Annotated in this window: 20 protein-coding genes and 1 pseudogene; 6 read left to right on the forward strand and 15 right to left on the reverse strand. The window is 61.7% G+C overall.

Annotation, left to right across the window (positions count from 1 at the left end):
* The first annotated feature begins 132 nt into the window (after nt 1-132).
* Both JNB89_RS01090 and JNB89_RS01095 read left to right on the forward strand, forming a co-directional pair.
* Complete coding sequence (locus JNB89_RS01090) at nt 133-747, forward strand: biliverdin-producing heme oxygenase (RefSeq protein WP_346656185.1); 615 nt, start codon at nt 133-135, stop codon at nt 745-747.
* A gap of 18 nt (nt 748-765) precedes the next feature.
* Nucleotides 766-2,442 carry a sensor histidine kinase gene (locus JNB89_RS01095; RefSeq protein ID WP_220360923.1) on the forward strand — a complete coding sequence of 559 codons (1,677 nt, stop codon included), beginning with the start codon at nt 766-768 and terminating at the stop codon, nt 2,440-2,442.
* Nucleotides 2,443-2,457: 15 nt separating this feature from the next.
* Here the strand turns inward: JNB89_RS01095 and JNB89_RS01100 are convergent, their stop codons facing one another.
* From JNB89_RS01100 to JNB89_RS01155, 12 genes and pseudogenes are all read right to left on the reverse strand, one after another.
* Complete coding sequence (locus tag JNB89_RS01100; protein WP_013341321.1) at nt 2,458-2,898, reverse strand: response regulator; 441 nt, start codon at nt 2,896-2,898, stop codon at nt 2,458-2,460.
* Between the two features lie 48 nt (nt 2,899-2,946).
* Entirely contained in the window at nt 2,947-5,307 is a 2,361-nt protein-coding gene (locus JNB89_RS01105) for an ATP-binding protein (RefSeq protein ID WP_220360924.1), read from the reverse strand.
* 242 nt (nt 5,308-5,549) lie between these two features.
* A complete protein-coding gene (locus tag JNB89_RS01110) occupies nt 5,550-6,794 on the reverse strand; it encodes an MFS transporter (RefSeq protein WP_220360925.1) in 1,245 nt (414 codons plus the stop codon).
* A gap of 155 nt (nt 6,795-6,949) precedes the next feature.
* Nucleotides 6,950-7,492: a hypothetical protein gene (locus JNB89_RS01115; RefSeq protein WP_220360926.1), complete on the reverse strand. Its 543-nt coding sequence runs from the start codon at nt 7,490-7,492 to the stop codon at nt 6,950-6,952.
* 49 nt (nt 7,493-7,541) lie between these two features.
* Nucleotides 7,542-8,291, reverse strand: coding sequence for a hypothetical protein (locus JNB89_RS01120; protein WP_220360927.1), 750 nt, complete (start codon nt 8,289-8,291; stop codon nt 7,542-7,544).
* Nucleotides 8,292-8,438: 147 nt separating this feature from the next.
* Complete coding sequence (locus tag JNB89_RS01125; protein WP_220360928.1) at nt 8,439-9,809, reverse strand: sigma-54-dependent transcriptional regulator; 1,371 nt, start codon at nt 9,807-9,809, stop codon at nt 8,439-8,441.
* Nucleotides 9,794-11,281 carry a sensor histidine kinase gene (locus JNB89_RS01130; RefSeq protein ID WP_220360929.1) on the reverse strand — a complete coding sequence of 496 codons (1,488 nt, stop codon included), beginning with the start codon at nt 11,279-11,281 and terminating at the stop codon, nt 9,794-9,796. Before JNB89_RS01130 ends, JNB89_RS01125 begins: the two co-directional genes overlap by 16 nt.
* A gap of 198 nt (nt 11,282-11,479) precedes the next feature.
* Nucleotides 11,480-13,252, reverse strand: a complete 1,773-nt coding sequence (locus tag JNB89_RS31310; RefSeq protein ID WP_220360930.1) for a methyl-accepting chemotaxis protein — start codon at nt 13,250-13,252, stop codon at nt 11,480-11,482.
* Between the two features lie 374 nt (nt 13,253-13,626).
* Nucleotides 13,627-14,786: pseudogene (locus tag JNB89_RS01140) on the reverse strand (methyl-accepting chemotaxis protein); the annotation flags it as partial.
* A gap of 219 nt (nt 14,787-15,005) precedes the next feature.
* On the reverse strand, nt 15,006-15,563 hold the full coding sequence (locus JNB89_RS01145) for a hypothetical protein (RefSeq protein ID WP_220360931.1): 558 nt from the start codon (nt 15,561-15,563) through the stop codon (nt 15,006-15,008).
* A gap of 64 nt (nt 15,564-15,627) precedes the next feature.
* Entirely contained in the window at nt 15,628-17,319 is a 1,692-nt protein-coding gene (locus tag JNB89_RS01150; RefSeq protein ID WP_220360932.1) for a methyl-accepting chemotaxis protein, read from the reverse strand.
* A 141-nt stretch (nt 17,320-17,460) separates the two neighbouring features.
* Complete coding sequence (locus tag JNB89_RS01155) at nt 17,461-18,735, reverse strand: EAL and HDOD domain-containing protein (RefSeq protein WP_220360933.1); 1,275 nt, start codon at nt 18,733-18,735, stop codon at nt 17,461-17,463.
* 398 nt (nt 18,736-19,133) lie between these two features.
* Between JNB89_RS01155 and JNB89_RS01160 the strand changes: the two genes are divergently transcribed.
* From JNB89_RS01160 to JNB89_RS01175, 4 genes are all read left to right on the forward strand, one after another.
* The gene (locus JNB89_RS01160; protein ID WP_220360934.1) at nt 19,134-20,264 is read left to right on the forward strand and encodes an excisionase family DNA-binding protein; all 1,131 of its coding nucleotides are present in this window, start codon (nt 19,134-19,136) and stop codon (nt 20,262-20,264) included.
* Nucleotides 20,265-20,697: 433 nt separating this feature from the next.
* Complete coding sequence (locus JNB89_RS01165) at nt 20,698-21,498, forward strand: DUF4118 domain-containing protein (RefSeq protein ID WP_220361256.1); 801 nt, start codon at nt 20,698-20,700, stop codon at nt 21,496-21,498.
* 1 nt (nt 21,499) lies between these two features.
* Entirely contained in the window at nt 21,500-22,381 is an 882-nt protein-coding gene (locus tag JNB89_RS01170; protein ID WP_085955131.1) for an alpha/beta hydrolase, read from the forward strand.
* Nucleotides 22,378-23,154 (forward strand): MipA/OmpV family protein, encoded by a 777-nt coding sequence (locus JNB89_RS01175; RefSeq protein ID WP_220360935.1) that lies wholly within the window; start codon nt 22,378-22,380, stop codon nt 23,152-23,154. Before JNB89_RS01170 ends, JNB89_RS01175 begins: the two co-directional genes overlap by 4 nt.
* Nucleotides 23,155-23,319: 165 nt before the next feature.
* Here the strand turns inward: JNB89_RS01175 and catA are convergent, their stop codons facing one another.
* The 3 genes from catA to JNB89_RS01190 are packed head-to-tail and all read right to left on the reverse strand — an operon-like array spanning nt 23,320 to nt 25,747.
* Nucleotides 23,320-24,255, reverse strand: coding sequence for a catechol 1,2-dioxygenase (gene catA / locus JNB89_RS01180; protein WP_220360936.1), 936 nt, complete (start codon nt 24,253-24,255; stop codon nt 23,320-23,322).
* A 44-nt stretch (nt 24,256-24,299) separates the two neighbouring features.
* Nucleotides 24,300-24,590: a muconolactone Delta-isomerase gene (gene catC, locus JNB89_RS01185; RefSeq protein ID WP_220360937.1), complete on the reverse strand. Its 291-nt coding sequence runs from the start codon at nt 24,588-24,590 to the stop codon at nt 24,300-24,302.
* A gap of 20 nt (nt 24,591-24,610) precedes the next feature.
* Entirely contained in the window at nt 24,611-25,747 is a 1,137-nt protein-coding gene (locus JNB89_RS01190; protein ID WP_220360938.1) for a muconate/chloromuconate family cycloisomerase, read from the reverse strand.
* Nucleotides 25,748-26,061 lie beyond the last annotated feature (314 nt).

The raw sequence follows: 26,061 nt of genomic DNA on the forward strand, positions 1-26,061 counted from the left end.
TCGCCGCGTCATTCGTGCTTTTATGTTTCGCCTCTTTGTCTGACTTCGCAACTTCCAGGTTCTATTCGCACGTTGACCGACCAAACCGATATCGCCAGAGAACCCACTGGCCCGAGCAGTGACAAACAACGCGTGCTCGCCGCATTGCGCGCAGCGACTTCACAACAACACGAGTTCACGCATCAACTCATGCCGCTGTCCGTGAATACCGTCTCGCGTGGCGACTACGTTGCGCATCTCGGCATTCTTCGCGAATGGCTTGGGCAACTCGAAGCATGGTTGCAGCATTTCAGCGACGGGCCGCAGGCAGCCCACGTCGTGTCGCCGCTGAACCGCCTTGCATTGATCGAGGCGGATCTATCGCACCCTTGTGTGAGCGCGCAAGAACGCATCGCGATGCCACCGGCTAATGAATACCCCAATTCCGAACAACCCAATTGGCGAAGTCGCAGTGAAAGCGCCGCTTATCGGTGGGGCGTGTGCTATGTGATCGAGGGTTCACAGCTAGGCGGTGCGGTGCTCTATGACCGGCTGAAAGAACGCCTTGCGCCCCATCCTCTCGACTATCTCGCACTCGGTCGCGGGGCGCCTGGCAAACGTTGGCCTGCTTTCGTTCAAGCGATGTGCGCCGGCCTGGACACCGAAGCGAAGATCCAGGAAGCGTGCCGCGGTGCTTCAGACGCCTTCGCACATCTGATCGAACTCGTGCCCTGTTCCGCTCTCGCTTGCGGCAAAAATGCCGACTAATCTCCGGGCGACCACGCTATGAATCGCTGCCATGAGGACAGTTCAGCGCCGTCGCACCCGCTCGATGCGGCGGCGGCCTTCGACTTGCTACCGGATGCTTATCTGATTCTCGATCGGCAGTTCAGGGTACTGCATGCAAACGCGAGCTACCGCAGCCTGGTGGATCAGTCGTCGAGCGACGTGCTTGGCAAATCGATTTTCGACATCAACCAGTTCGGTCCGCGCGAACAACGCGACGCCCGGCGCTCGTGGCTCGACAGCGCGCTAGCCGACCTCGTCCCCGGCGAGTCGAAATGGTCGACACTGTTCCGCTATGAAACGCCGCCGCGCGCCACGGCCGCAGCGCGTGAACCGACGTCCGATCCCGAAGCATCCGCCCCGCAGCTTGCCGTGCGTTACTGGCGAGTCAAAGCGACGCTGCTCGCTTCGGCGCACGATGGCAACGCGTATATCGCACTGCGTGTGAGCGAAGTCACCGACCGCGTCGACGAATACGAACGTCAACAGCGTGAGCGGGCCAAGCTGCGCTCGCAGGCGCAGCTTCGTCTGGTGGTTGCACAGGAAGCCAAAGAACAGTTGCGCGAAAACGAGGAGCGCTTCCAGCTCGCGCTCGAGTTTTCACAACTGGGCGCCTGGGAATTGGACCCGCGCACCCGCCTCATCAATTGTACGGATCAGTGCAAGGCCAATCTAGGTCTTGGGAGTACGTCGGTAATTACCGAGCAGCGCCTGTTCGGCGAGATCGCGCATCCGGAAGACAGTGGCCGTTTGCGCGATGCGATGAACATAGCCGTTGCGAGCCGCGATCATTTCGAGGTGGACTTCCGGGTAGGCTGGGCTACCGGATCGATCCGCTGGATTCTCGTGCGCGGCGTTGGCCGCTTTCTGCCGGACGGTACGCTCAATTCGGTCATCGGCTTTACACTGGACATCACCACGCGTAAAGAAGCGGAACTGGAACAGCAGCAGATCGCATTGTCGGAGAAACGGGCGCGCGAGCAGAGCGAACGGCTTGCTACCGCAATGGACCACTTCGTCACGACCGTCAGTCACGAACTGCGCTCGCCGCTCTCGGCCATCATTTCCTGGACACATCTGCTGGAACGCGCGAGCGAGCCGTCACAGGTCGCGCCGCGTGCTGCCAGCGTGATCAGCCGCAACGCACGTCAGCTCGCGCACATGGTCGACGATCTGCTCGACAGCGGTGCGATTGTCACCGGAAAGCTGTCGGTCAACCTGAGTCCGGTGGATCTGGGGGCACTGGCGGGCAATGTCGCTGAAGACGTGCGAATTGACGTGGAAGCGAAAGGCTTGCGCCTGATTGCCGACGACCTCGCTTCGGTTACCGTTCTGGCCGACGAAAGCCGCATGAAGCAGGTGGTGTGGAATCTGTTGTCCAATGCGCGCAAGTTCTGCACGACGGGATCGATCGAGTTGTGGGTGAAAGCCGACACTGAGCACGTGGAACTGGCTGTGCGAGACACGGGCGTCGGTCTCGACGACCAATCGCTCGAACGCATTTTCGAACGCTTCCAGCAGTTCACGGCGCACGGCTCCGGACGTGTTGCCGGGCTCGGCTTAGGCTTGTGGCTTGTGAAGAATCTGGTGGACCTGCACAACGGTACGATTGTCGCGGAAAGTGCGGGCCTGGGGCATGGCGCGACCTTCCGTGTCAGACTGCCCCTGTACCGCTAGCACCGGCATACGCATTCATGTACGCGGGTGCGGCGGCGGTTCGTTGAGTACGGCCCAGAAAACGCCGAGGTCTTTAATGGCGTCCATGAAGTCGTCGAACTGAACCGGCTTCACCACGTAGGCGTTCACTCCAAGGTCGTAACTACGCAGCAAGTCGCTTTCCTCGCGCGAAGAAGTGAGCATCACCACTGGAATGCGCCGAAGCTCCTCGTCTTCGCGAACCGACTTCAACACCTCGTGCCCGTCCACCTTGGGCAGCTTCTTGTCCAGCAGGATAACGGCCGGACTTCCCTCGCTGCGGTCTGCCCAGCGCCCTTCGCGGCGCAGCCATTGCAAGGCTTCTTCTCCGTCGCGCAACGACACGACGGGATTCGCGAGCCGCGTTTTTTCCAGCGCGATCAGCGTGAGTTCGATGTCATTGGGATTGTCTTCAACCAGCAGAATTGGTTTCAGCACGCGCTTTTCCTCCATTCCGGTTCACCATTTCCAGCCTTTTCAGCCTTTTCAGCTTTTCGGCACGACTCGCATGCGCTTGCCTGTCAGCAATGCGCTCGACCGTGCGGTTGAGATAGCCGACGATTCATCGCCCTGGCTCGCCGCCACGTGAAGGGAATGAGGCAAAGAAAAGCTCACGGTTGCGCCCTTCTCCACTTCGCCCTCGGCCCACGCCTTGCCGCCGTGACGTTCGACGATCCGTTTGACGCTTGCAAGCCCAATGCCCGTGCCGCCGAATTCCTCCATACGATGCAGGCGTTGAAAGACCTCGAACAGCTTGTCGACATAAAGCATGTCGAAGCCCACGCCGTTGTCCTTCACGAAGAAAACTTCCTGGTCGGCAAGTTGGCCCGTGCCCGCGTAACGGCCGATGTGGATGATGGCTACATCACGGGTAGCCGTAAATTTTACGGCATTCTCGATCAGATTGCGCAGGACGATGTGAATCAGCGTTGCGTCGGCCGTGACCTCGCCGAGATCGTCGACATGCCACTCGATATGGCGGTGAGCCGTATGCTTGGCTTCGTCGGCGATCAGCGACTCGACCAGCGCATTCACGTCGACCAGTTGCGGACGCAATGCCGCGCGACTCATCTGCGAGAAGGCGAGAAGATCGTCAACCAGTTCGCCGCCGAACTTCGCCGACGAGATGATCCGCTCCAGAAAGTGTTGGCCACGCTCGGACAGTGCATCGTTCTCCATCTGACGCAGCAGGTCCGCGAAACTCGCGATGTGCCGCAACGGCGCGCGCAAATCGTGCGATACGGTGTATGAGAAACCTTCGAGTTCTTCGTTGGCGCGCCCGAGTTCCTGCGCGAGTTGCGCCAATTCTTCGGCGCGGCGCAGCACGATGCCGAGCAAAGCAGTACGAAAGTCCGCCGCGATTTCAACTTCGGCGGGACTCCAGGCAAGCGACCGGTCCCGCACGGTGTCGGTCCAGACCTCGAAGCTCTGGCGCGGCGACAGCGCGGGCGCCAGGTTCGCCAGTTTCTCCCGCGGATCGCCCGCCCATTTGATTGTCTGAATGGCCTCCTTGCGGAACCACAGCACGTAATTCTTGAACAACGTCGAAATAGATATGGCCAGCAGACCCGCGTAGTTCGGGTTGGCCGGCAGCACCGGGCAGGTGAAGCCGAGTGCATCGGTGGCGAACGTCTCCTCGCTTTTCGAATCGAGCCATTCGACCAGTTTGCCCACTTCTTCTTCGGACGGCGCTGCGCCGATCAACTGGATGCGGCCGTCGAACACAATGGCTGCGCCGTCTGCGGCGGTCAGCGCAAGAAGATCGGTGGGGTCGCTCGCGAGCGTTTCAGTAAAACTGTCTGCATCGGCCATGACGCCGAGAAGCCGCGTCAGTGTGCGGCGCAGTTTGAGCCGGTATTCGGCCTGCGCATGATCTTCCTTCGATTCGATCTGCAGCGACAGCACTTGTGCGATGTGTTCGCACGCCATGCGCACTTCGAATGGCGGCACGCGTCCGCTAGCGTGATGGCACGAAATGAGGCCCCACAACTTGCCCCTGACCACGATCGACATGGACATCGAAGACAACGTGTCCATATTCTTCATGTATTGCACATGCACGGGCGACACGCTGCGCAACGAGGCGTACGTGAGATCGGTCGGCCGGCCCGTGGAAGGATGCAGAGACGGTACGAGCGGCGAGGCCTGATAAGCGGCGTCGGCGATTAGACGAATCCGGTTGCGCACATACAGTTCACGGGCTTGAGCCGGAATGTCGGAGCCCGGAAAGTGCTGGTCGATGTAAGACGCGTATCCCGGCTGAATGTTTTCGGCGATCACATGACCGACACCGGCTTCATCGAAGTTATAGACGAGCGTGCGGCCGTATCCGGTGATACGGCGTACTTCATCGGCAGCAAGCTGTGCGAGGCGCGGCATACTGTTCGCCTCTTCGAGACGATTGATGAAAGTTCGCACCAACGGGTACATCGAAGAGAAAACGTCCTCAGTGCCGAGCGCCGGTTCGAGTTCGACAAACAGAACGCCCTGATAGCGGTGCACGACCACGGCAAAAGGCCCGATTGGCGCACCCGATGTGTCGCCGCGCGGGTCGCCCATCGAACCGATGTACAGCGGAACGCCTTCGGCTTCGTGTGAGGCGAGCCCGCTGATGATGCGCGCGCTCCATTCGTCGCCGAGAACATGAGCAATGGGACGGCCCAGCGCGCTTTCCGCAGATGAGCCCGTCAACGTGGCGATATTGGCGCTGACTTGCAACAACGTTCCATCCGCAGCAACGCTAAACAGGAACCCGTGCGGTTGGATACCGCCTGGAATATGGATGGGTTCTCGCGCGCAGTCGGCTTCAGCCGCCGACGACAGCGGTGAGGAGTGCAATTGGGCCATGCTCGCTCCAGGATGGGTGTAGTGCATTTTCGCATAGTCACTTAGCAGTTCCTTAACTTTCGACGGGCGTGGGCGAAGGAAATAAAAAATAAAAAGAAGCTGTCAGCACGCTTTCGCTGCGACTTGACGCAAGCGGCATGGCTGCCGAAGCTTGGCCCAGATCGCTTCTAGCCAGCGAAAAAGCCGCAGGATATCGCCGGCAGCGGCGGCGAGCGCAATGCATCACAAGATGAAAACCGGCTTCACGTTGCCTGGGGCACATCGTTAATCACGTCGCGACGAAGGTCGCACGCTTTCTTTAGCGCAGCGCCGAACAGCAGCCACAGCGCGAGCGATCCCGTCGAGACAGCGCCCAGCACGAGAAAAGCACTCGCGTATCCGAAATGCTGAGCGAGCACGCCGCCCAGCGCAGGACTCAGCGCAGCGCCTGCGCCCTGCACGGTCATGACGATGCCTTGCCCGGCATTCACCCGTCCCGTACCGCGCAGCAGCCGCACCACGAGCGCGGGGACAGCGACGCTCTGCAATCCCACGCCGATTCCGTCCAGCGCCTGAACCGGCCATACGCCCCATGCTGTGACGAACATTGCGGCGAGCAATCCGCGCAGCGGCAGCGCGAGGAAAGTGATCAGTATCACGCCCCAGTAGCCGATTCGCCGAATCAGCCGGTTCGCGCACCACGCCGCGACCACCATCACGAGTTGCGCGATCACTATCGTCTGGGCGGTAAAGGCGCTCGGATCGCCCTGATGCGCCCCGACGACCGCCAGTCCATAAAGCGGCAGCATAGCCGCATTGCCCAGGTGAAACAGCGCGAGCGACGCGGCAAGCACCAGCAATGGGCGACAGGTGAGCAAGACGCTCAACCCGCTCGCCTGCTTATGCGCAGGGTTCGGCTCACCCGACGCGGATCTGCCCAGACCGCGCGCGCTGTCGTGGTCGATCGCGTCGCGCCGGATGAGCAGCGTCGAGGCGACAGTCAGGAATCCGAATACACCGGCGAGCACGAATACAGCGCCGAATCCATAGCGCCATCCGAGCCAGCCTGAGAGCGCGGCGCCGACCACGTTACCCGCGTGGTTAGCCACCTGATTGCGGCCGAATTGCCGATCAAAGCCATGTTCGCGCACGATGCCAAGCGTCACGCCGGCCACGGCCGGACCCAGCGCTGCGCCCGTCACGGCCGTGAAGATTTGCGAAACAACGACTGTCCAGTAAGTGTGCGACACCCACAGCACGAGCGATGCCAATGTAGTCATACACCCCGCGATCACGATGACAGCGCGCCTGTGATGCGTCGCATCGACAAGAGCGCCCGCCGGAGAAGTCGCGAGCATGCCCGCAATACCGCCCACTGTCATGACCGTGCCGATCGCGTCAGGACGCCAGCCATGCGCCTGCAGAAAGACGCCAAGAAACGGCCCGATGCCCGCCTGCACATCGGCCATAAAAAAATTCAGTGCTTCGAGTGCGTACCGAGGATTCATGGTTCACCAATGGCGTCCGTTCTTGTCGAGCGCAGGCTGCGAGCCGACGATGCCGTGCTCCGCGCACGGTCCGACGGCGTGCAACGGTGCCGCGCGCGGAGCGGCGTCTAACGTGTGTGTCCGCGTAGCCTGCTGATGCAGCTTCGTCAGGCCCGCTACGATTCGTCGACGAGTTCGGCGATTTCATCGACCTCGATCGTTCGCCCATGCCGGTTCTTCACCCCGTGGCCCCACGCCTGAACGTGCGCGCCCCGGGTCAGATAGGCGGCCAGCTCCGCTGCGGCATGAGGCGCCATGCGCAGCGAGGTGCCATCGTCCAGCAGTGCCCCGCGCAATTCGCCTTTCGGGCCGAACAGCGAAAGCACCACTTCGCCAGACGCCTCCATTGACTTGCGTTCGACATGCGGCTTGTGGTGCTTCTCGCCGTTGTGATGCGGGCCTTCGTCGAGAATCAGAACGCCGCTTGCGCTCGTCAGCGAAACGGCGGCGATCATGTCGGCATCGCGAGGCTTGACGCCGCGTACGCGTACTTCGTCGCCAGGTGCGACGTGACGCGCGAGTTGTTTCGAAAGATGCGGCGGAAAGTGCACCTGACGCGCACCGAGGACGAGGCCGTCGAGTTCACCGTGAGGGTTCAATAAGAAACGCGTGACTTTGCCGCGCGTTTCAGGAAGGCTGATGGGATCGATCCAATGCATGTTTGGTGTCCTGAATGAGTGTGAGCTTGAATGTGTAGACGGCGCTACCTCAAGGCAGCGGCGCGTTGCGGTCGTAGAGCGGAGTCAGGTTGCCCGGAGAGCCGAACGCAGTCGCCTGAAGCGCTGTGCCGTATTCATTACGCGTGCCATAGCCTTGGGCCGATACCGTCGCGCCCGTCCGTACCAACGTTGCGAACTGCTGGGCCATGGGTGGAGTGAGTTTGATGACTGTGCCGTCTGAGAGGATCACGCCATCGGGCTCGCCATGCGGCGCCGTGGTGACACGGGCTACCTGCCCTTGTGCGCTCAGGCGCGAGAGACCCGCTCCGCGCAGGGTGCGCGGTAACGGTGATGGGCCGCGCGGCGGAGGCGCGTCGATTATTTGTCGGCCAGTGCGCGTATCGGTGATGCGTTGTGCCGCGAAGGCGCCCGCTTCCTCGCGCATGCCGTTCATCTCTACGAGGTCACCGCGACGAAGCGACGTGGCCACTTGTACGCCCATATGCGGAGGAAAGCGCACGAGCGTCCCGTCGTCGGTCAGGAAGCCGTCGACATCGCCATCCGGATTGGTCAGAAAGCGCGCGACGGTGCCCTGCGCGGTCGCGATTGAAGCCGCTTCGGCAAGCCGATCCGGCTCAGCGCCCGAAGGTGGTGGAGCGGGTCGCGGCGAAGGCTGCGGCGATCCAGCGACGGGAGCCGGTGGAGGCGTGACACCGGGCTGCGCTGCGCAACCAGCGCTCGCGGCGAACAAGGCCGCGAGCACAGCGATTCGTAAATTGCGGCATCTGATCGATTGCATGATTCACTCCTTGTGCGTAACGAGGAGTCATCTGCAAAGGCTATGCCATCCGGAAAACGCCGACGGCTCAACGCATTGCGCGCTCGAGGGGTGTGACGGTGTCAAGACATCCGACACCACGTGTCCGATTCGTTGACGGTTTCAGGCTCACGCGGACGCCTCGGACATATCGAGCGCCGCCATGCGCGTGTAGAGCGACTGTCGGCTGATGCCGAGCCGCCGAGCCGCCTCGGTCCGATTGCCGCTGGACGCGGAAAGCGCATGAGCGATCAGCGCACGCTCGAGTTGCGCCACCGCTTGCGGCAGGGGCAGTTCGAGCAGTGCTCGGGGAATCGCGTCATCCGAGCTGTCTCGCGTTGCGGTCAGAAACGCGAAGTCTTCGCGGGTCAGCACCTGTGCGGGCGCAAGCGCGCTTGCCCTTTCGATCGCGTTGGCAAGCTCCCGGACATTGCCCGGCCAGGCGAACGTGGCGAGCAGGCGCTGGGCATCGGCCGAAAGATGTTTGCGTGCGACCCCGGACGATGTGCTTGCAAGGAAATGCTCGGCAAGCGGCAGGATGTCGGCCACGCGGTCGCGCAGCGGCGGCATATGCAGCGGAATCACGTTCAGACGAAACAGCAGGTCTTGCCGAAACGTTCCTGCTTCGACCATCGAAGCGAGATCGCGGTGCGTGGCAGCGACCACCCGCACATCGACCGTCACGACCCGGTTCGTGCCGAGGGGCGTGACTTGTCGCTCCTGAAGCACGCGCAGCAGCTTCGCTTGCATGGGAAGCGGCATGTCGCCGACTTCGTCGAGAAAGAGCGTGCCGCCATGCGCTTCTTCGACTCGCCCTCGCCGATCGGTCTGCGCGCCGGTGAACGCCCCCTTGGCATGCCCGAAGAGCTCGCTCTCCAGCAATTCGTCCGGAATAGCCGCGCAGTTGACCGCGACGAACGGCCCCCCCGCACGCGCCGACGCGCGATGCAGCACCCGCGCCGCGATTTCCTTTCCAGTTCCGGTTTCGCCCGTGATGAGTACAGTCGAGTTCCCGATGGCCGCGCGGCCAAGCCGCTTCTGCACCTCACGCATGGCTTCGCTCACGCCGAGCAGTCGCGGCTCATGCGACGTGGCCTCGTCGGCGAACACGCGCGGCACGGGAGTCTCGCGTCGCGCCGACAGAATGCGCTCGAGCAATGCGGCGATCTGCTCACGTCCGACCGGCTTGGTGAGATGCTCGAAGGCGCCGAGCCGCATCGCGCCAATGGTGTTGTCGCTCGTCGCGTGTGCAGTGAGCATCACGACGGGTACTGTCTGTAGCCCTGGCGTCTTGCGCAGCGTTTCCAGCACCGCGAGGCCATCCGCGCCTGGCAAGCGGAAGTCGAGAAAGATGCAGTCGGGCGCAGAACGCCCGCGCAATTGCTCGAACGCCTCATCGCCGGAACGTGCTTCAAACGGCGAGTAACCGAGATCTTGCACCGTTTCCGCAAGACCTTCGCGAAAGGCGTCGTCGTCGTCGATAATCAGGATGGTCGCCATGGTATGTCGATCACAAAGCGCGTCATGTTCGGATCTTCCGCAAGATTAGCGCGGCCGCCATGCGCCGACGCGATCTCACGCACGACGGCAAGACCGAGGCCCGATCCGTCGGGGCGGCCCGTCACGAACGGCTCAAATATCCGCTCGCGGTCGGCCGGGCTCACGCCAGAACCATTATCGATGACTTCGAGCCTGAGCCATTCTCCTTCTTCCGTTACTGCACAGTACGCGCGAACCGTCACGATCCCGCCTGACGGCGCGTGCCTGAGCGCGTTCACGAGAAGGTTGTCGAGCGCGCGCGCAAGCTGAGCGGGGTCAAATACAGGCTGCGTCGCGTGCGGCGCGACTTCCACGCCGAGTGTGACATGCCTGCTTTCGGCCCGCGATTCATGCGTATGAGCGATATCGTCGAGCCACGCTTGCAGGTCGACCTCGCGTGCCTGGACAGTCACCGATTGCGTGAGTGCAAGCAGGCTCGTTACCTGCGATTCGATGCGCCCCACCTGCTCGATGATCGTCCTCAAGGCGGCTTCCCGACGCGCGCCATCGCCTGCCAGCGCGTTTTCTGCCTTGAGTCGCATCGCGCCCGCCGGGTTGCGGATTTCATGCGCGATTTGCGCCGCCATCTTTCCTAAGGTGCTGAACCGTTCTGCCTGTGCAAGTTGCCGGTCCAGTGCATTGGCAACACGCTTTAGCCGCTCGGCGCGCTCGCCATAACGGTTCAGCGCATCGACAATCTGGTCCAGATCGCGCTCGCCGAGGCGCTCCAGTCGCTTGCCCTGCTCGAATTCACCGTCGGGCGCGAGCGCCTGTTCAAGCCGCATGAGGTTCCGTTTCCAGCGCTTGAGTGTCAGCGCGAGAAACAGGGCGAGCACGACGATGACGGCGAGCACGCTCGCAAGAATGGCCGTGGCGCGCTCGCCGTACTGGCCGAGCGGAGGGCGCGCGCGCGTGAGGGTCCATGCGAGAAGATCCGCGTGATGCGGCACGGGGCAGGCTACCGTGAGCACAGCGTCCGTTCCGCTCGTCACGACTTCGGCCTGCAACTGTCCGCTGCTCGATGTGCTTCTCAGCGCACGCACAATAAGCGGTGTCTCAGCCTCTGGAACGTCGCGTTTGACGCCGCTGCCTCCGTAGGTAGGAAATGCGTACGCGATGAAACCGTTTACCGTCTTCGACGCTGGCTCGCTGCGGGACCAGAAGCCGCCTTCAATGCCTTCGGTCTGGATCAGTACGATATCCAGCACCGCGTGCATCAGGTCGACGTTGGTTTCGCCGGAGCGCTGCATCGACAAGTCGTAACGCGACGCGACCGCCGTGCAGGCGGCTTCCGCTTGCTGCTTCGCGGCCACGACGCGCTCGCTGAGTGCCGACGACAACATGAGCCATACCGCGACACTCAGCAGGCCGCAGAGCACGGCGATCAAAATCCAGAGCGTGAGAAGCTGGGAGGAAAACGACGGTCTCGGCATGAAAGATCATCAGCGGACGAAGGTGGCGGACTGTGAAGCAAATCTTCTGCCACGCAATCGTACTCTGCCGAAGGCGGTCTCACGCATCACAATCAATCCCATCCGACAGGGGCAGATGTTCTGCCAGCATGACGCGACGTAGCGTCGGCCCGCGAACAGAGCCGTGCCATGCGCGAAGCGCATCCCGGACCGACCAAATCAGAAAGTCGCCCAATCTCCGTCCGACGCACCGACGGGTTGCCGAACGAAAGCGTGCGCCGGCAACGGCGCATCCGCGACGCTCGTCACTCCCTGAGCGACGGCCGCGCGCTTTGGCACCGGGCGTGCGTCGGCTCTACGCAGGTTCTGGTGGCTCACCTTCGCGGCTGACACGGGCGCCGGCACGACCGCGGCAAGTGCCCGGGTTGCCGAGGGGGCGCGCGTCTCGCGCGTCGGGTCATGCTGCACTTTGAACTGCGTCACGGCAGCACGCAGACCATCCGCCTGATCCTGCAGCGACGCAGCGGCAGCAGCAGCCTGTTCGACGAGCGCCGCGTTCTGCTGCGTCACTTCATCCATCTGGGAGATGGCCTGGTTGACCTGCTCGATGCCACGGCTCTGCTCGCTTGACGCCGCCGCGATTTCCCCGACGATGTCATGCACCCGGCTCACCGACTGCGTGATGCTTTCAATCGTCTCGCCAGCCTTGGTGACGAGCTCGGCGCCCACACGCACGCGGTCAGTGGATGTGGCGATCAGCTCCTTGATTTCCCGCGCCGCCGAGCTGGAACGCTGCGCGAGAGAACGCACTTCGGAAGCGACCACCGCAAAGCCGCGCCCGTTCTCCCCGGCGCGCGCGGCTTCGACCGCAGCATTGAGCGCAAGGATATTGGTCTGGAACGCGATGCTTTCAATAATTCCGGTGATTTCGGCGATCTTGCCAGAGCTGTCGCCGATTTCCGTCATCGTGCCGATGACGTCGCGCATCAGTTCGTCCCCCTGGCCCGATATCTGATGGGCGGTGAACGCGAGTTCGCTCGCCTGCTGTGCGCTTTCGGCGTTCTGCTTCACTGTGGCAGTGAGCTCTTCCATGCTCGCGGCCGTTTGCTGTAACGCGGCGGCCTGCTCTTCCGTGCGCGACGACAGATCCGTGTTGCCCGCTGCCACCTCGCGCGTCGCCGTTGCGATCGATTCACTGCCGCGAAGCACCGTTTGTACCGTCTTCAACAGCTTCGTCTGCATCGTCCCGATGCCGTCGAGCAACTGCCCCATCTCGTCGCGGGAGACTGCGTTGACCGGGTGCGTGAGGTCGCCCTCCGCCATGCGTTCGAAGTGCGCAAGGGCGGTGTGCAACGGCCCGCCGATCGCGCGGCGGAGGTTGAAGTAGGCGATCAGCGCCGTCAACAAACCGGCCGTGATCGCCGCAATGCAAATTGCGCGAAACACGCCGAAGGAGCGCTGCTGGGCGGCGAAGCTGTCGTGCGCCGCCGCGTACTGGAACTTACGCAGCTTGGCGCTGCTGTCGTGATAGGCGGCGTACAACTCGTTGTTTCGAAGCGCGGCCTTCGTCACCGTGGCGCTGTCACCGGTGCGCAGCGCGTCCGCGAAGTCGTCGAGACCCTTCGTCATTGCGTCCCGGCGTTGATAGAGGTCTTGCGCCAGTTGTTCTTCAGCCGGCGAATGAGGCAGCGCCTTATACCGGTCGAGCCATGCAGCAGCCTCAGTTCGATAATCTCTGGAATGGGTGATGATGCCGCCTAAGCCGGGGTCCTGCGGATTGAGCGCGGCCCGGAACAATGCTGCCCGCTCGCGCATAAGGCTGATTTCCGCGTCGCCGATCGACGTCGCACCCGGCAGCTTGACGCTATAGGTGTCGCGATTGGCCGCGTTGCTGTCGGTCATGCCGGCAAGGCCGACCCCACCGATCAACAACAACAGTGCAGACAACAGGCCCATTGCAACAGCGAGGCGTAAGCGAATCGAAATTTTCATTTTTGCTTCCGGGATTTGACCATCTCCGATGCTTTACGGCCTGGTACAGGCTTTCTTGATAGCAATCGTCGAAGCCCGTGCTGACGCTTTTTAGACCGCCCGGCCGCGCACACATGCGATTGGGGCCATGCACTTCGCTGCATCGCAGCTCGCAGCTTCTGATCGCCGCCTCCGGGATGGCCAAACTTTACTGGCCGCTTCCGGCGAGCCGTATGCTGCGAGACCGGATCCGGCCTGCAGATCCGGCATCGCTCACCGGTCGCGCAAAGCCCGTGCGCTTAATTACTACCGCCAGTCGCTACCGCCGTCGCTTACCGATTGTTTACCCATTGATGGACTGCCGCCTGCATCTGCCTCAGAACGTTGCCCACTCGCCGCGCTGCCTCGACCGCCGCGTTGAGCGCCAGAATATTTGTCTGGAAGGCGATGCCCTCGATAACTGAAATGATCTCGGCAACCTTCTGGGAGCTCGATGTTATGTCCTCCATGGTGCCGACCACCTTCCTGACGACTTCACCGCCGGACAGAGCGGTCTGCGAAGCCGCTACCGCGAGGGTGCTTCCCTGACGGGCGTTGTCGGTGTTCTGCTTCACCGCCGAGGTCAGCTCTTCCATGCTGGCAGCGGTCTCTTCGAGCGATGCGGCCTGCTCCTCGGTGCGTTGCGAGAGGTCGACATTGCCTGCGCGACCTCCTTTGCGGCAACCGATATGGACTCGGCCGACGTTTTAATCCCGTGCACGATAGACGTGAGTCTTGCGCGCATCGCCTCCCAATGAGGCCATCAGGCTTCCCGAATTACCGGGAGTCAAGTGCAGCTCCACCATCAGGTTGCCATTGGCGATCTCCGACGCCACGGACTGGGCGAGCGCGGGTTCACCGCCAAGCTGTTGCAGAATCTGCGAGTAATGAGGATCGCTGTCGCGGCCCCCAGAAACAGGGAGCACGCAACGATGACCGAGATCAGTATCCGAACTCTCGAGTAAGTGGCAACTGCTTCCTGCTGAGCCTCTACGTTAAGCTGATCCTTGAAATCCGCCAGCTCGACCGCATGCGCAAGCCATACCCGCTGCGGTGGTCTGGCATTCTCCAGTAGCTCCTTGGTGGCACCCGCCATGTCATTGGACAGGCTCAGCTTGGCCGCTTTCTGCAATGGCGCCGTCGCTGCGACTTCATCCTGTCTGATCTGCGCGATGAGTATCCTCTCGCGCTCAGTGGTGCCCGGTTCGTCCGCGAACATCCGCGAGAGCTTCTGGTATGCGTCGGCATAGACCTGCTCCTGCTTGCTGATGCGCTCAGCTTCCTTCGCCATATCCTGAGCGTCGGTAAGCAACGCCAGATTGCGCACCGCAATCGCGCGATCCTGTATCGATGAGCGCAGCTGGTTAGCCAGCCGTGCTTCGCTGTTATTCACGCGTGCAATCGCGTCCAGCTGTCCGTTCAACTGCGACAACCCGTAAAACGCCACCGCTGCTACTGCAAACAATAGCGCTGTCAACAACCCGAACCCACTTATCAGGCGGGTAGACACTTTCATTTTTTCATTGCGGCTCCCAGACCGTGTTAGACCATCTTTTCTTTTGTTTACGGTCGGTCCGGGTGGTGCCTGAAGGGTGGGCAGACCCTCAACATCGCGCCCAGGTCGTGCGCCGGCCCATATCTGCCCCTGGCGGGCAGACGCGGCATCTCGCCGCTGAAATGGGAGAGAGTGAAGCTGAGCGAAGTTCGCGAGTCGATCTGCATATTCGGGCACACGTCACAAACCAGTGCGCGGCTGCGCCACCGATATCGCAAGGAATGCGGCCTGAAGAGTCTGCACTTCCTCGTCGGCATGAGCCATCACACGCAACAGGACGCCTGTCGTTTCACGCACGTGAACAAGCGCTTCCTCGGTCGTCTCCGCGAGGATCCGGGGTGGCGTCTGCCCGTCAGTCACTGACTCCGGTAGCTCGCTCAGCGATGCGATGGCTTGCGCAAGCATTTGCTTCAGCTTGAGCGCGACGCGTCCGGCCGTGCGCAGGTGGTACGGCGATGTTGCCGCGAAAACGGTTTCAATAGCCTCAGAGAGCTCCATGAAGTGGGGCTGTGTTCGACTCGCCACGCGCGCCGATTCGCTGACGACCTTGCGCAGCGCGTCGATCTCGTTCTGCTTCATCTCGATCATGGCAATCACGCTGCAGATTGCGTCGACGAGGCTGTGCAGTTCGGCGAGCTGTGCCGCTTTCCATGAAGTGCGATCACGGCACGCCGTCGGATTGGATTGATTGAGCATGTGGATGTCTGTCCGCTCGTGTATGGTGCCTCCGGCATGCAAGGCTCCGCAGGCGACCGCCGCCCAAGGCCGCGGGCCTCACCGCCGGAGCTTCTCAAGCCGCCAGCTAGAAGTTCTGCCAGTCCCCATTGCCTGCGTTGCTATCTGCTGCCACAGGCGCTTTCCGCGGCATACGGTTCTTCTGCTTTGCAACCGTAGGCGCGACGGTGGCACGCTCCGAGACACTCGCCGACACGGAGAAAGAGTCGGGCAGCCGGAAAACCGAGACCAGTTCGCGAAGCGTGCTCGACTGCGATGCCATCGACTGTGCCGCCGCCGAAGCCTCCTCCACGAGCGCCGCATTCTGTTGTGTGACCTCGTCCATCTGCATGACGGCCTGATTGACCTGTTCGATGCCGGTATGTTGCTCGACCGAGGCCGAAGCAATTTCGCCCATGAGGTCCGTGACACGCTTGACCGAGTCGACCACTTCCTTCATGGTGGCGCCCGCATTGTCGACGAGCAACGTGCCCGCCTCCACTTTGGCCACCGACTGGTTGATCAGCTCCTTGATCTCGCGCGCAGCAGAAGCGCTGCGCTGCGCCAGCCCACGCACTTCACTCGCCACTACGGCAAAGCCGCGGCCTTCTTCGCCCGCCCGCGCAGCCTCGACAGCAGCATTCAGCGCGAGTATGTTCGTCTGGAAGGCAATGCCCTCGATGACGGCAATGATCTCTGCCACCTTTGCCGAGCTGTCGGAGATGTCGTGCATGGTGTCGACCACCTCGGCAACAACCTGCCCACCTCTGGCTGCCACCTCTGATGCATTGCTGGCGAGCGTGTTGCCCTGGCGGGCGTTGTCCGTGTTCTGTTTGACCGTCGCCGTCAACTGCTCCATGCTGGCCGCCGTTTCCTCGAGCGATGCCGCCTGCTCCTCGGTACGCTGGCTCAGGTCAGTGTTGCCCGCGGCGATCTGTGCGGAACCGGTGGCGATGCTTTCGCTGCTCGAGCGCACGCGGCTCACCACATCCAGCAGCCGTGCGTTCATGTTGCGCAGCGCGAGCAGAAGCTGGCTCGTCTCGTCACGACCGGACACTTCGATTTCGGACGTGAGGTCGCCGCGCGCGACCGTCTCGGCAATGCCGACTGCCCGCTCGAGCGGAGTGACGATGGAACGGGTAATCAGCCATGCCACGACGACAGACAGCAGCAGCGCCGCGCCGCAGAGCACACCGGTCAGCACGAGCGTCGCGTGATAATTGCCGGCTGCATCGGTCCTGGCGGCGGCCGCGCCCGCGCGATTCAGTTTCACGTCCTGCTCGACGAGCTGCAGCGCCTGTGTGAACAGCGTTGCGGACTCGCCTGTCGCAAGCGATCTGGCAGCGGCAAATCCAGTATCGCCTGATTCCGATAGCTGGAGCAGCTTCGTGTCGGAAGTCTCGAATGCGGCCCAGGCTTTAGTCAAATTGTCGAAAATCTGCCGCTCCTCGGGCGATGACACGAGCTTCTCATAGCTTGCCATAGCGGTCTTGAAGGATGACAGCGCGGCGTCGTGCTGCGCGCGCTGGCTCTGCTTCGCCGTAGCCTCGCTCTCCATCACGGATCGCAGGCTCGCGCGGCGCACGCCGTTAGCGAGCGCCCTGATCTCGCCCAACGTCTGAACGCTGGCAAGCCAGTTGTCGGCGATCTCCTCGGTTCCTGCATAGATTCTCGACGCCTGCAACATCGCCAGTCCGCCCGTCATCATCAGCAGTAGCAGTGTGATGCCGAAGCCGATTCGCAGGCGGGTGCCAATTCGTAGGTTACCTAAGTATTTCATTTGTACCTCCAGTTTCAAATTCTGCTTAACGGTTTCGCTCTGCCAGCCGGAATGGTCCGGGACTAGAAAAGCATCTCAAGGTTGCTGTTGCGGTCGTTTATTGGGTGTACGGTGTACTGTCTGCGGGCCCGCCTGCCCGACTCAACAAACAGGCAAAGCCTCGTCCAGCGCGCCATTCTCCTGCCCGGTACCGGCCGGCTCGGCAGAACGGGCGTGCGTTTGCGCATCGTGGCGAGCGTGATCTGTTTCTGACAAGCGCCGCGTGCCCTCGAAGATTTCGGCGCACGTCAGCAGCTCCCCGAGCCTGCCGTAGCGACCGACGAGGGCGGCCTTCATGCCAGGATCGAGCGGAAGCGTCTCCACGAACTCATCCTCGTTTCGCCCGTAGATGACATGCAGCAGCGAGAGCATGCCTGTCAGGTAAGCGGTCTGTGCAAAGGCCGTTTCGCGAGGGTTCTCCGCCAGAGCAGCCTGCAGCATGAACGACGCGCGTTGCCTCGCGAGCGCGAGCAGCGGATCGCGACAGACCGCGTCGGGGTCCGAATGGTTGTAGAGCAACAGACTGCACCACTGGAACAGCCGCGTCGTCCCGATCGTCGCGAGCGCCTGATGTAGCGACGCAATCGCAGTCCGCTTGGGATTTGCGTTACCCGAACAGTTGGCGAGTCTCAGCACCTGCGTGACGAGCACCGGCATGTCCGACAACGCGCGGATGATGCGATGATCACAAGCATCGTTGATCAACAGGTTCAGCAGTTCCAGCAGTTGCCCGAGGTCGGGCACCAGACGCCGCGCCTCCATGATCTGCGGCCGGCTGAAGTAAAACCCCTGCACCATGTCGCAACCCCAGTTAATCGCGTTCTGCCATTGCTCACGGTCGTCCACCTTCTCGGCCACCACAATTTTCCCCGCGCGCTTGAGTTGCTCGACCATCGCTCGCGCAGTGGTTGCATCCAGGGCCGGCCATTCGAGCTTGACGATGTCGACTGCCGGCAGAAAGGCTTCGATCTCTGGACTCAGCGCCACCACATCATCGAGCGCGACGCGCAAACCTGCCGCGCGCAATGCGTTGCAGCGCTTTCTCAGCGCCCCGTCCAGCTCGCATGATTCGAGAACTTCGAGCACGAATCGCCCACCAGTCAGGATCTGGGGCACCCCTGAGTGCAGGAAGTGCACGGTGCAATTCAGATACCCATCGAGGCCGGTCAAAACGGTGTCCAGCCCCAACGCGCCAACTGTGCGCTCGACGACATGCGCGGTGCAGCCAAAGCCATCGGCTATGTTGGCCGCCGCAGTGTCGCCGTCCCTGAAGAGCAGTTCATAGGCGACCATGCGCCCGCCCCTGTCGACGATGGGTTGGCGTGCAACGAACGTCGTGGCGGCCTCGGTCAGTGTCCCCTGCCAGGCGTGACTCATGAGTTTGCTCCTCCGTTTTTCGCGTCCTTGGTGGCCCCGCCCCGGCGCGCGCTGCGCGGAGCTCTGACAGCATTAACGGCAGCTGTAAGCGATTCTTAAACTTTATTTTGCCGATTTTTCCGAATTAGGCAGTTACTACCAAACTGCGAGAAGGCTGCGGCCGTCGGCGCCCCGATCAATCCGGTTTTCCATGAAACCTCTCCTGTTTCGCGCATTCAGGCGAAAAAAAACCGGCCGGAGGCCGGTTTCATAAATCCTTTCCCGTCGGGGTGGCGGGTCAGGTCGAGGGCTGTTGCGGGATCTATCCTAAAGTAAATTTCCGAATTTTCCATTTTTGTATTCCCTAATGCCGTATACCCCTAGATCGAGTATGCTGCGAGCAATACAACAGGAATCACATGGAAGACCCCATCATCACGACCCGGGAAGCGGCGGAACTTCTCGGGGTGTCGACCCGCACCGCACAGACCTGGATCGAGACGAATACGCTCGACTCCTGGAAAACGCCCGGTGGTCACCGTCGTGTCCGCCGCAGCGCTGTGATGGAACTCAAGGCGAGGCTTGCCGCGGAAAGAATTCATGGGCCTGCGCGGGTGCTCGTGCATGCGCCCCGTCACAAGGCTCAGCGCTTTGTAGAGATGTTCAGCGCCATGCCCGAGTGCGCCGTGCACGCAAGCTCCGAAGTCGATCAGACCTTGCTGAGTGCGGGCCATCTTCTGCCATCGGTGATCGTGCTCGACTTCGACGCCGACCGCTCCGCTTGCATGCGTCTCGTCGAGGCGATTCTTGCGCACCCCGCCCTCGGCCACACCAATGTGGTCATAGCGGGCGATGTGGGTGGCACCGACCTGTCGGCATTGCCGAACGCCGGCCGGCGCGTGCATGTTGTGGCTTCCACGAGATCGGCGGGCCCGCTCCAGTCGACGGTCCGTCGGCTGCTTGGCGACGGTGGGCCGTTGACGCGGCCTGCGCTTGAACCGTTGAGCGGTGACCCCGCAGGTAACGAAGCGCAAAGGCTGATCGCCGTCGCGGCTTCCGGCCTCGTGGATAGCCCTGCCGAAGAATCGTTCGATGAAATCACACGCCTTGCCGCCACCATTCTCGAGGCACCAATTGCTCTGCTGACGCTTCTCACGCCTGACAGGCAATGGTTCAAATCCCATTGGGGGCTTGAGGCCGCAGAAACGCCGCGGTCATGGGCGTTCTGCAACTTCACGATCCTGCAGGATGGCGTTTTCGTCGTTGAGGACGCAACCATCGACCTGCGATTTGCCAGCAACCCTCTGGTGACGGGCGATCCTCACATCCGCTTCTATGCCGGGGTCAACATTTGCGACGTTCAGGGCTACCGGCTGGGCTCACTCTGCGTGATCGACCGCACGCCGCGCCGGCTGCTGGATTCGCAGCGCGACGCACTGACTACGCTGGGACGCCTCGCGTCGGATCACATCAATCTGCGCGTCATGGAACGAAAGCTCCGCTGGGCCACGGCGCAGCCGGCGAGTCCCACTGTGACATCGGGTGCTTGATGCAGTCTCGTCCGCCGCCGTTCAAAGGCGGCTGCGGGCGAGCGCATAGCGGTGGAAGTGCTTCAATCCAGTCAGGAACGGCTATTCCACCGCCTCGCCTTCCTCGCCGACAGTCGCAGTGAATTAATTGCTTTCGGCGGTGAAAGACGAGCGGTAACCCAATAGAAAAGAATCTGAACGGCTTACGCGAGTCATTGGATCGCGTAGTCGATGAGCGCTCCTTTATCGATTTCCTGCATTCCGCGGAGGCGACGACCGGCGCGGCTGTACGCCCCAGTCCATGAACTCGCGCGGCCATCGACCTTGTATTAAACTTTGGCGGCGCGTTCGGTCGTCCCGCTCAAAGCTTGGTACATCGAAGGAGTTAGCTGCTAAACCTTTCTTCTATATCGCCGTTAACAAAAAGAAAGGTTTTTATGTTTGTATCGAGTGCATGGAAGTCAAAAATTCAAAACGGTGGGCGCCACGTGGCCGCAACAGGTGGATCGCCGCGGTAGCGGCACTCGTTGCCGCCGCAATCATCCGGGTGATCTTGCATCCGCTGCTCGGGCCGTTCATGCCCGGCAGTGCTTTTCTTATCGCCGCCGTGCTCGTCGAGTACTACTGCGGCCTCGCGCCCGCGTTATGCGTGATGCTGCTCGGGCTTTGCCTCGCCGATTATCTTTTCGTGCCGCCTTATGGTCACATCGACGTGATTGACGCGTCGGATCTGCATCTGCTGATCTCGTACCCTCTGATCACGATTTTCGTCATTAGCCTCGTTGAACGTTTGCGACGCGCGCAGTATCGCGCCGAACTGCTCGCGGCCGTTGCGCAGTCGCGCTACGAGATGCTGCTGCGCCATGACAACGAGCGGCTGATTGCCCGCCGCGCTACCGATGAAATGCATCGCATGCTGCGTCATATCGCTCAGTACAACCGCTCGCTGATCCTCATCAAGGCGCTCGATCCGGCCAACAGCTTGCCCCCAGGCAGCTTCGTGGCCGCGGCCGCCGCCGCAACACCCGATGCTCTCGTGGGCGACGCATCGTTGCACGCGGGCATTGCCTATTGCGCGAAGCATACGCAAGTGCACGAGGAGGACCTCGCGCACGTGAGCGTCCATCTGACGCCGGGGCGTCACCGCATGCGTTTTCTCTCCGCTGCCCGCGACGACTGGCGGCCGGTTGAGTGCGCGTGCGACCGCTTCACCACGTCGTCCGGTGAATTTCTGGTTTTGCGCGCAGATGACTGACATGAACGCCACACCATTTTCAAGCACTGACGGCAGCGATCACGTCGTGCTGTTGTTGCACGGCCTCTCGAGCTCGCCGCTCGAGCTGCGCTTTCTCGCACGACTGCTTGCCGACGAAGGCTTTGCCACCCATACGCCGGAATTGCCCGGCTACAGCGCTGGCACGGGACACCTGCCGATGGAGCAATGGATCGACGCGGCCATCGCGGAGTTCGACAAACTCGCCGCGCAGTATCAGCACGTCTCGATATGCGGCCTGTCGATGGGCGCGACGCTCGCGGCTGCCGTCGCGCACGAGCGGCCCGCCGCCCGCGCGCTGCTGCTGCTATCCATCACGCTGAACTACGACGGCTGGTCGCTTCCGTGGTATCGCTTCTTGCTGGACTACGCGTACTACACGCCGCTTCGCTCACGTTATCGCTATCGTGAACAGGAACCCTACGGGTTGCGCAACGAAGCGTTGCGCTCGAAGATCGCGCGAGCCATGCAGAAGAACGACATCAGCGAAGTCGGCCCTGCATTCATCGGCATGCCGGCGCTGCACGAAGCCGGCCGCCTCGCGGCATCGGTAAAGAAGAAGCTCAAGGGCATCGGAACCGATTGCCTGATTATTCACGCTATCGACGACGAGACCTCGAGCCCGCATAACGCGCGCTTCGTGGGGACCAACATCGGCGCTTCGTTCTTGCGAACCATCTGGCTTGACGACTCTTATCACATGATCACTTCCGACAACGAGCGCGAAGTCGTGGCGCGCGAATGTGCGCTCTTTCTGCGCGAAAGCGTGGCCGCGACGGTGTCCAGCCATAACCCGGCGCCGGTGGTTTCTCGAGCGCTTGCGCGCCGCCTGCGGCAACTGGCGACTGTGGCGAGAAAAGCATGAAGCGCACGCCAATGCTCGCCGCAGTGTGCGGCTTCGCGCTGGTAGCTGTTGCCGGCGCGGCCCTCGCCGACGAACCGCAAGCAGCAAGCGACTGGAAAATATCGGTTGGGCCAGGCTTGTATGTGTTTCCGAAATATCCGGGCTCTTCGCAGATTCAGGTGCTGCCGTTTCCCGTTCAGGACATTTCGTGGAAGGACCGGTTCTTCTCCCAAGGTCCGGACGTGCTGGGCGTCAATGTGCTCGCGGGCGAGAACTACCATGCCGGGGCGTCGCTGAGTTTCGATTTTCAGTCGCGAAGCAGTTCGGACGATGCGCGGCTCAAAGGCTTGCCCGATGTGCACTACGGACCGAAGCTGCGGCTTTTCGCCGACTACACCTGGTGGGCCTTCACTGGCTCGGCCGCGGTGTACCGGGACATCGCCGGAACCGGGCAAGGCCTGACCGCGATGGCGGACCTGTTCGTCTCCGCGCCGCTCGGCAAATTACTGCTGTCCGCAGGACCTGGCGTGACGTGGGCGAACGCGACGTACACGCAGACGTTTTTCGGCGTGAACGCTCAGGAAAGCGCAGCGTCGGGCCTGCCCCGGTACGCGACGCATTCAGGCTTACGCGACGTGCACTTCAACGTGAACGCGCTCTATAAATTCGATTCACACTGGTCGGCGAACGTTGCCGCTGTGATCGGGCGTTTGCAGAAGTCCGCTGCCGGTAGTCCGATCACAGAGCGGCGTCTCGATCTGAATGGCTTGGCTTCGGTCTTGTATCAGTTCTAGCGCGCCGCTCGTTAGTGCTCGGCCTGCCAGCGCAGCACGGGGTGCGTCGCACGCGCAGGCATCGTCGACGCCCCGTGGCTGCTGCAGTCGGGAAATTTGCCACGCGCAAGCAGTGCTGAACTCCATCAATGAAGCGGCAGCATTCGCACGCCGCCGCCTCCCACCTCAAACCGCAACCGACGCGCGCAGACGATTGACGACCTGATTGTCCCTGCCCTTGACGAACCCCGTCAGTGCAATATCGAACTCGATTTCCTTATACGCATCCGCCTTCAGCCCGAGCGCCGCACCGCCTGTCTTCTCGACCACGTGCGGTATGAGATCTTCGCGCGTGGCGTACGCAAAGTCATCCCAGATCAGCGGATCGCCTTCTATGTTGATCTGCGTGGTCAGCTTGCGCAGACCGTTGGCGGTCGCGAAGAAATGCACATGCGCCGGGCGGTTGCCATGCCGGGCCAGCATGTTGAGCAACTGTTGTGTCGCGCCGTGCGGCGGGCACCCGTAGCCCACCGGCATGAGCGTGCGGAACTCATACGTTCCGTCTTCGCCCGTGCGAACCGCGCCGCGCAGGTTGAACTCGCTTTGTGCGCCGGTAGGATCGAAGTGCGAGTAAAAGCCCTTCGAATTGGCATGCCAGCATTCGACAACCGCGCCCGCAACCGGCTTGCCGTCCGGTCCCCTCACCGTGCCGCGAATCACGAGCGGGCCGGCGTCTGCGTCGGCGTCAAGGTCGATTTTCGACATGCGATCGCGCACCGGTGCGCCTTCCACATACAGAGGCCCCTCAATGGTTCGCGGCGTGCCGCCCTCTATTTCAGCCTGCCTGTCCGCGGCATCCATGCGGATGTCCAGGTACTTTTCAAGTCCAAGCCCAGCGGCGAGTAAAGCAGCCTCCCCGTCCTGACCGAGCTTGTTGAAGTAATTGACACCGGCCCAGATCTCATCGGGCGTCATGTCGAGATCTTCAATGGCCTTGAACAAATCGCTCAGCAAGCGCTGCGTAATCTCTTTTGCTCGCGCATTGCCGCTGTCGCTGCCAATGTTCGAGGCGGCCTTGAGCAAGTCCTGCACTTCCTGGGTTGCAAACACTTTGACGCTCATGGTTTCTGTCTCCGTCTGTATTGGGGGTTATTCAAGGCTCGCATTCACATGTCGCCATCGCGAATGGACGACGCGTGGCGGCACAACGGCGTCACCGAAATCTTCATGTACGCAAAGAGAGGCAACCCAACGAGAATGTCGTGCAGTTGCGCATTGCTCTCGACGTCGAAGATGCTGTAGTTAGCGTATTCGCCCGCGACGCGCCAGATATGACGCCACTTGCCGCTCTTCTGAAGCTCCTGCGCATAGGCTTTCTCCCGCGATCTGATTTCGTCGGCGATATGAGCCGGCATATCGGGCGGGAGGTTGACATCCATTCGGACGTGAAAAAGCATCGTCGGCCTCCTGATTGTTTTTAACGGGTGACTTTCTTCAGGCCATCGCGCGTAAAGCGTTTGACCATTTCTTCGTCGAGTTCTATGCCGAGACCCGGGCCCTTGGGTACCGTCAATTCGAACTCGCTGTAGTCGAGCGGTCGCGTCAGGATCTGTTCTGTGATCAGCAAAGGCCCGAATAGCTCGGTTCCCCATTGCAGATTCGCAAAGCTGGCAAAAAGATGTGCCGATGCAACGGTGCTGACCGCGCCTTCGAGCATCGTGCCGCCGTACAGTTCGATACCCGCCGCGTCTGCAATCGCCGCCACGCGCTGAGCCGCGAACAGGCCGCCGCTCTGTTCGATCTTGATCGCGAAGACATCGGCGCCATTGCTTTTCGCGATTTCGAATGCGCTTTCTGGGCCTTGCAGGATTTCATCGGCCATCAAGGCGATTGGAAAACGCCGTGTCAGGCGGGCAAGCGCCGCGGCAGACGCCACGGGTTGCTCGACCAGTTCGCAACCTGCATCGGCGAGCGCGGCAATGGCCCACGCTGCCTGCGTTTCGCTCCACGCCATGTTCACGTCGACGCGCACCGCGCCCCGATCGCCAAGCTCACGCTTGATCTGTGCAACGTGCGCGATATCGACCCGGGGTTCCCTCGCACCGATCTTCAGCTTGAATACCTTGTGCCGGCGCATGTCCAGCATGCGCTCCGCTTCTGCGATGTCCTTCGCGGTATCGCCCGACGCGAGTGTCCACGCAACCGGCAAACGCTCGCGCCTGATCCCGCCAAGCAACTCACTCAGCGGAACGCCGAGGCGCTTGCCGTGTGCATCGAGCAAGGCCGTTTCAAGCGCGCTCTTTGCAAAGTGATTCACCTTGACCAGCTTGCCGAGATGCGCCATCAACTCCTGAACGCGCGTTGCGTCCCTGCCGAGCGCGGCCGGCCCAAGATACGCGTCGATCGCGAGTTTCATCGACTCGGGGCTTTCGGGGCCATACGCCATGCCTGCGATGGTCGTGCCTTCGCCTATGCCGAACACCCCATCGCTGCAAAACACCTTCACCAGCATGAGGGTCTGCCCATTCATGGTGGCGACAGAGAGCTTGTGAGGGCGAATGGTGGGTAGATCGACAAGAGAGGTTTCGATGCGTTCGATCGTCGCTGTAGTCATGAGGAATCGAGTGATTGAGTTCCTAGCCGTGGCTTGGGCTGTGGACTCCAAGGTAGAGAACGCTGAAAGATTGGTCAAATAGATCAAATGTGCGTCGCTGCATCTATCTCACTGATAAAGCACCATTGCTCCGCGCAAACAGAAAAGCCCTGCAAACGCAGGGCGTTTGCAGGGCCGACGCGATCGACTTCGCAGATCAGAAGTTGCCGGCTCGCATCACCGCGCAAATCAGCCAGAAGCAGGAGGTCCGATAAGCGCGACAAATACGAGGGTTTTCACCCGGGGCTCATGCAGGCAATTCATATCCGGCATTT

Source organism: Paraburkholderia phenoliruptrix, assembly GCF_019511605.1.
In the GTDB taxonomy this organism is placed as follows: domain Bacteria; phylum Pseudomonadota; class Gammaproteobacteria; order Burkholderiales; family Burkholderiaceae; genus Paraburkholderia; species Paraburkholderia phenoliruptrix_A.

Bases quoted from the DNA above. Each gene is read 5' to 3' on its own strand.
- JNB89_RS01125 (WP_220360928.1), bottom strand. From the start codon at position 9,809: ATGGCGACCATCCTGATTATCGACGACGACGACGCCTTTCGCGAAGGT.
- catA (WP_220360936.1), bottom strand. From the start codon at position 24,255: ATGAGCGTCAAAGTGTTTGCAACCCAGGAAGTGCAGGACTTGCTCAAG.
- JNB89_RS01115 (WP_220360926.1), bottom strand. From the start codon at position 7,492: ATGCATTGGATCGATCCCATCAGCCTTCCTGAAACGCGCGGCAAAGTC.
- JNB89_RS01150 (WP_220360932.1), bottom strand. From the start codon at position 17,319: ATGAAATACTTAGGTAACCTACGAATTGGCACCCGCCTGCGAATCGGC.
- JNB89_RS01095 (WP_220360923.1), top strand. From the start codon at position 766: ATGAATCGCTGCCATGAGGACAGTTCAGCGCCGTCGCACCCGCTCGAT.
- JNB89_RS01110 (WP_220360925.1), bottom strand. From the start codon at position 6,794: ATGAATCCTCGGTACGCACTCGAAGCACTGAATTTTTTTATGGCCGAT.
- JNB89_RS01120 (WP_220360927.1), bottom strand. From the start codon at position 8,291: ATGCAATCGATCAGATGCCGCAATTTACGAATCGCTGTGCTCGCGGCC.
- JNB89_RS01175 (WP_220360935.1), top strand. From the start codon at position 22,378: ATGAAGCGCACGCCAATGCTCGCCGCAGTGTGCGGCTTCGCGCTGGTA.
- JNB89_RS01190 (WP_220360938.1), bottom strand. From the start codon at position 25,747: ATGACTACAGCGACGATCGAACGCATCGAAACCTCTCTTGTCGATCTA.
- JNB89_RS01160 (WP_220360934.1), top strand. From the start codon at position 19,134: ATGGAAGACCCCATCATCACGACCCGGGAAGCGGCGGAACTTCTCGGG.
- JNB89_RS01130 (WP_220360929.1), bottom strand. From the start codon at position 11,281: ATGCCGAGACCGTCGTTTTCCTCCCAGCTTCTCACGCTCTGGATTTTG.
- JNB89_RS01165 (WP_220361256.1), top strand. From the start codon at position 20,698: ATGGAAGTCAAAAATTCAAAACGGTGGGCGCCACGTGGCCGCAACAGG.
- catC (WP_220360937.1), bottom strand. From the start codon at position 24,590: ATGCTTTTTCACGTCCGAATGGATGTCAACCTCCCGCCCGATATGCCG.
- JNB89_RS01155 (WP_220360933.1), bottom strand. From the start codon at position 18,735: ATGAGTCACGCCTGGCAGGGGACACTGACCGAGGCCGCCACGACGTTC.
- JNB89_RS01105 (WP_220360924.1), bottom strand. From the start codon at position 5,307: ATGGCCCAATTGCACTCCTCACCGCTGTCGTCGGCGGCTGAAGCCGAC.
- JNB89_RS31310 (WP_220360930.1), bottom strand. From the start codon at position 13,252: ATGAAAATTTCGATTCGCTTACGCCTCGCTGTTGCAATGGGCCTGTTG.
- JNB89_RS01170 (WP_085955131.1), top strand. From the start codon at position 21,500: ATGAACGCCACACCATTTTCAAGCACTGACGGCAGCGATCACGTCGTG.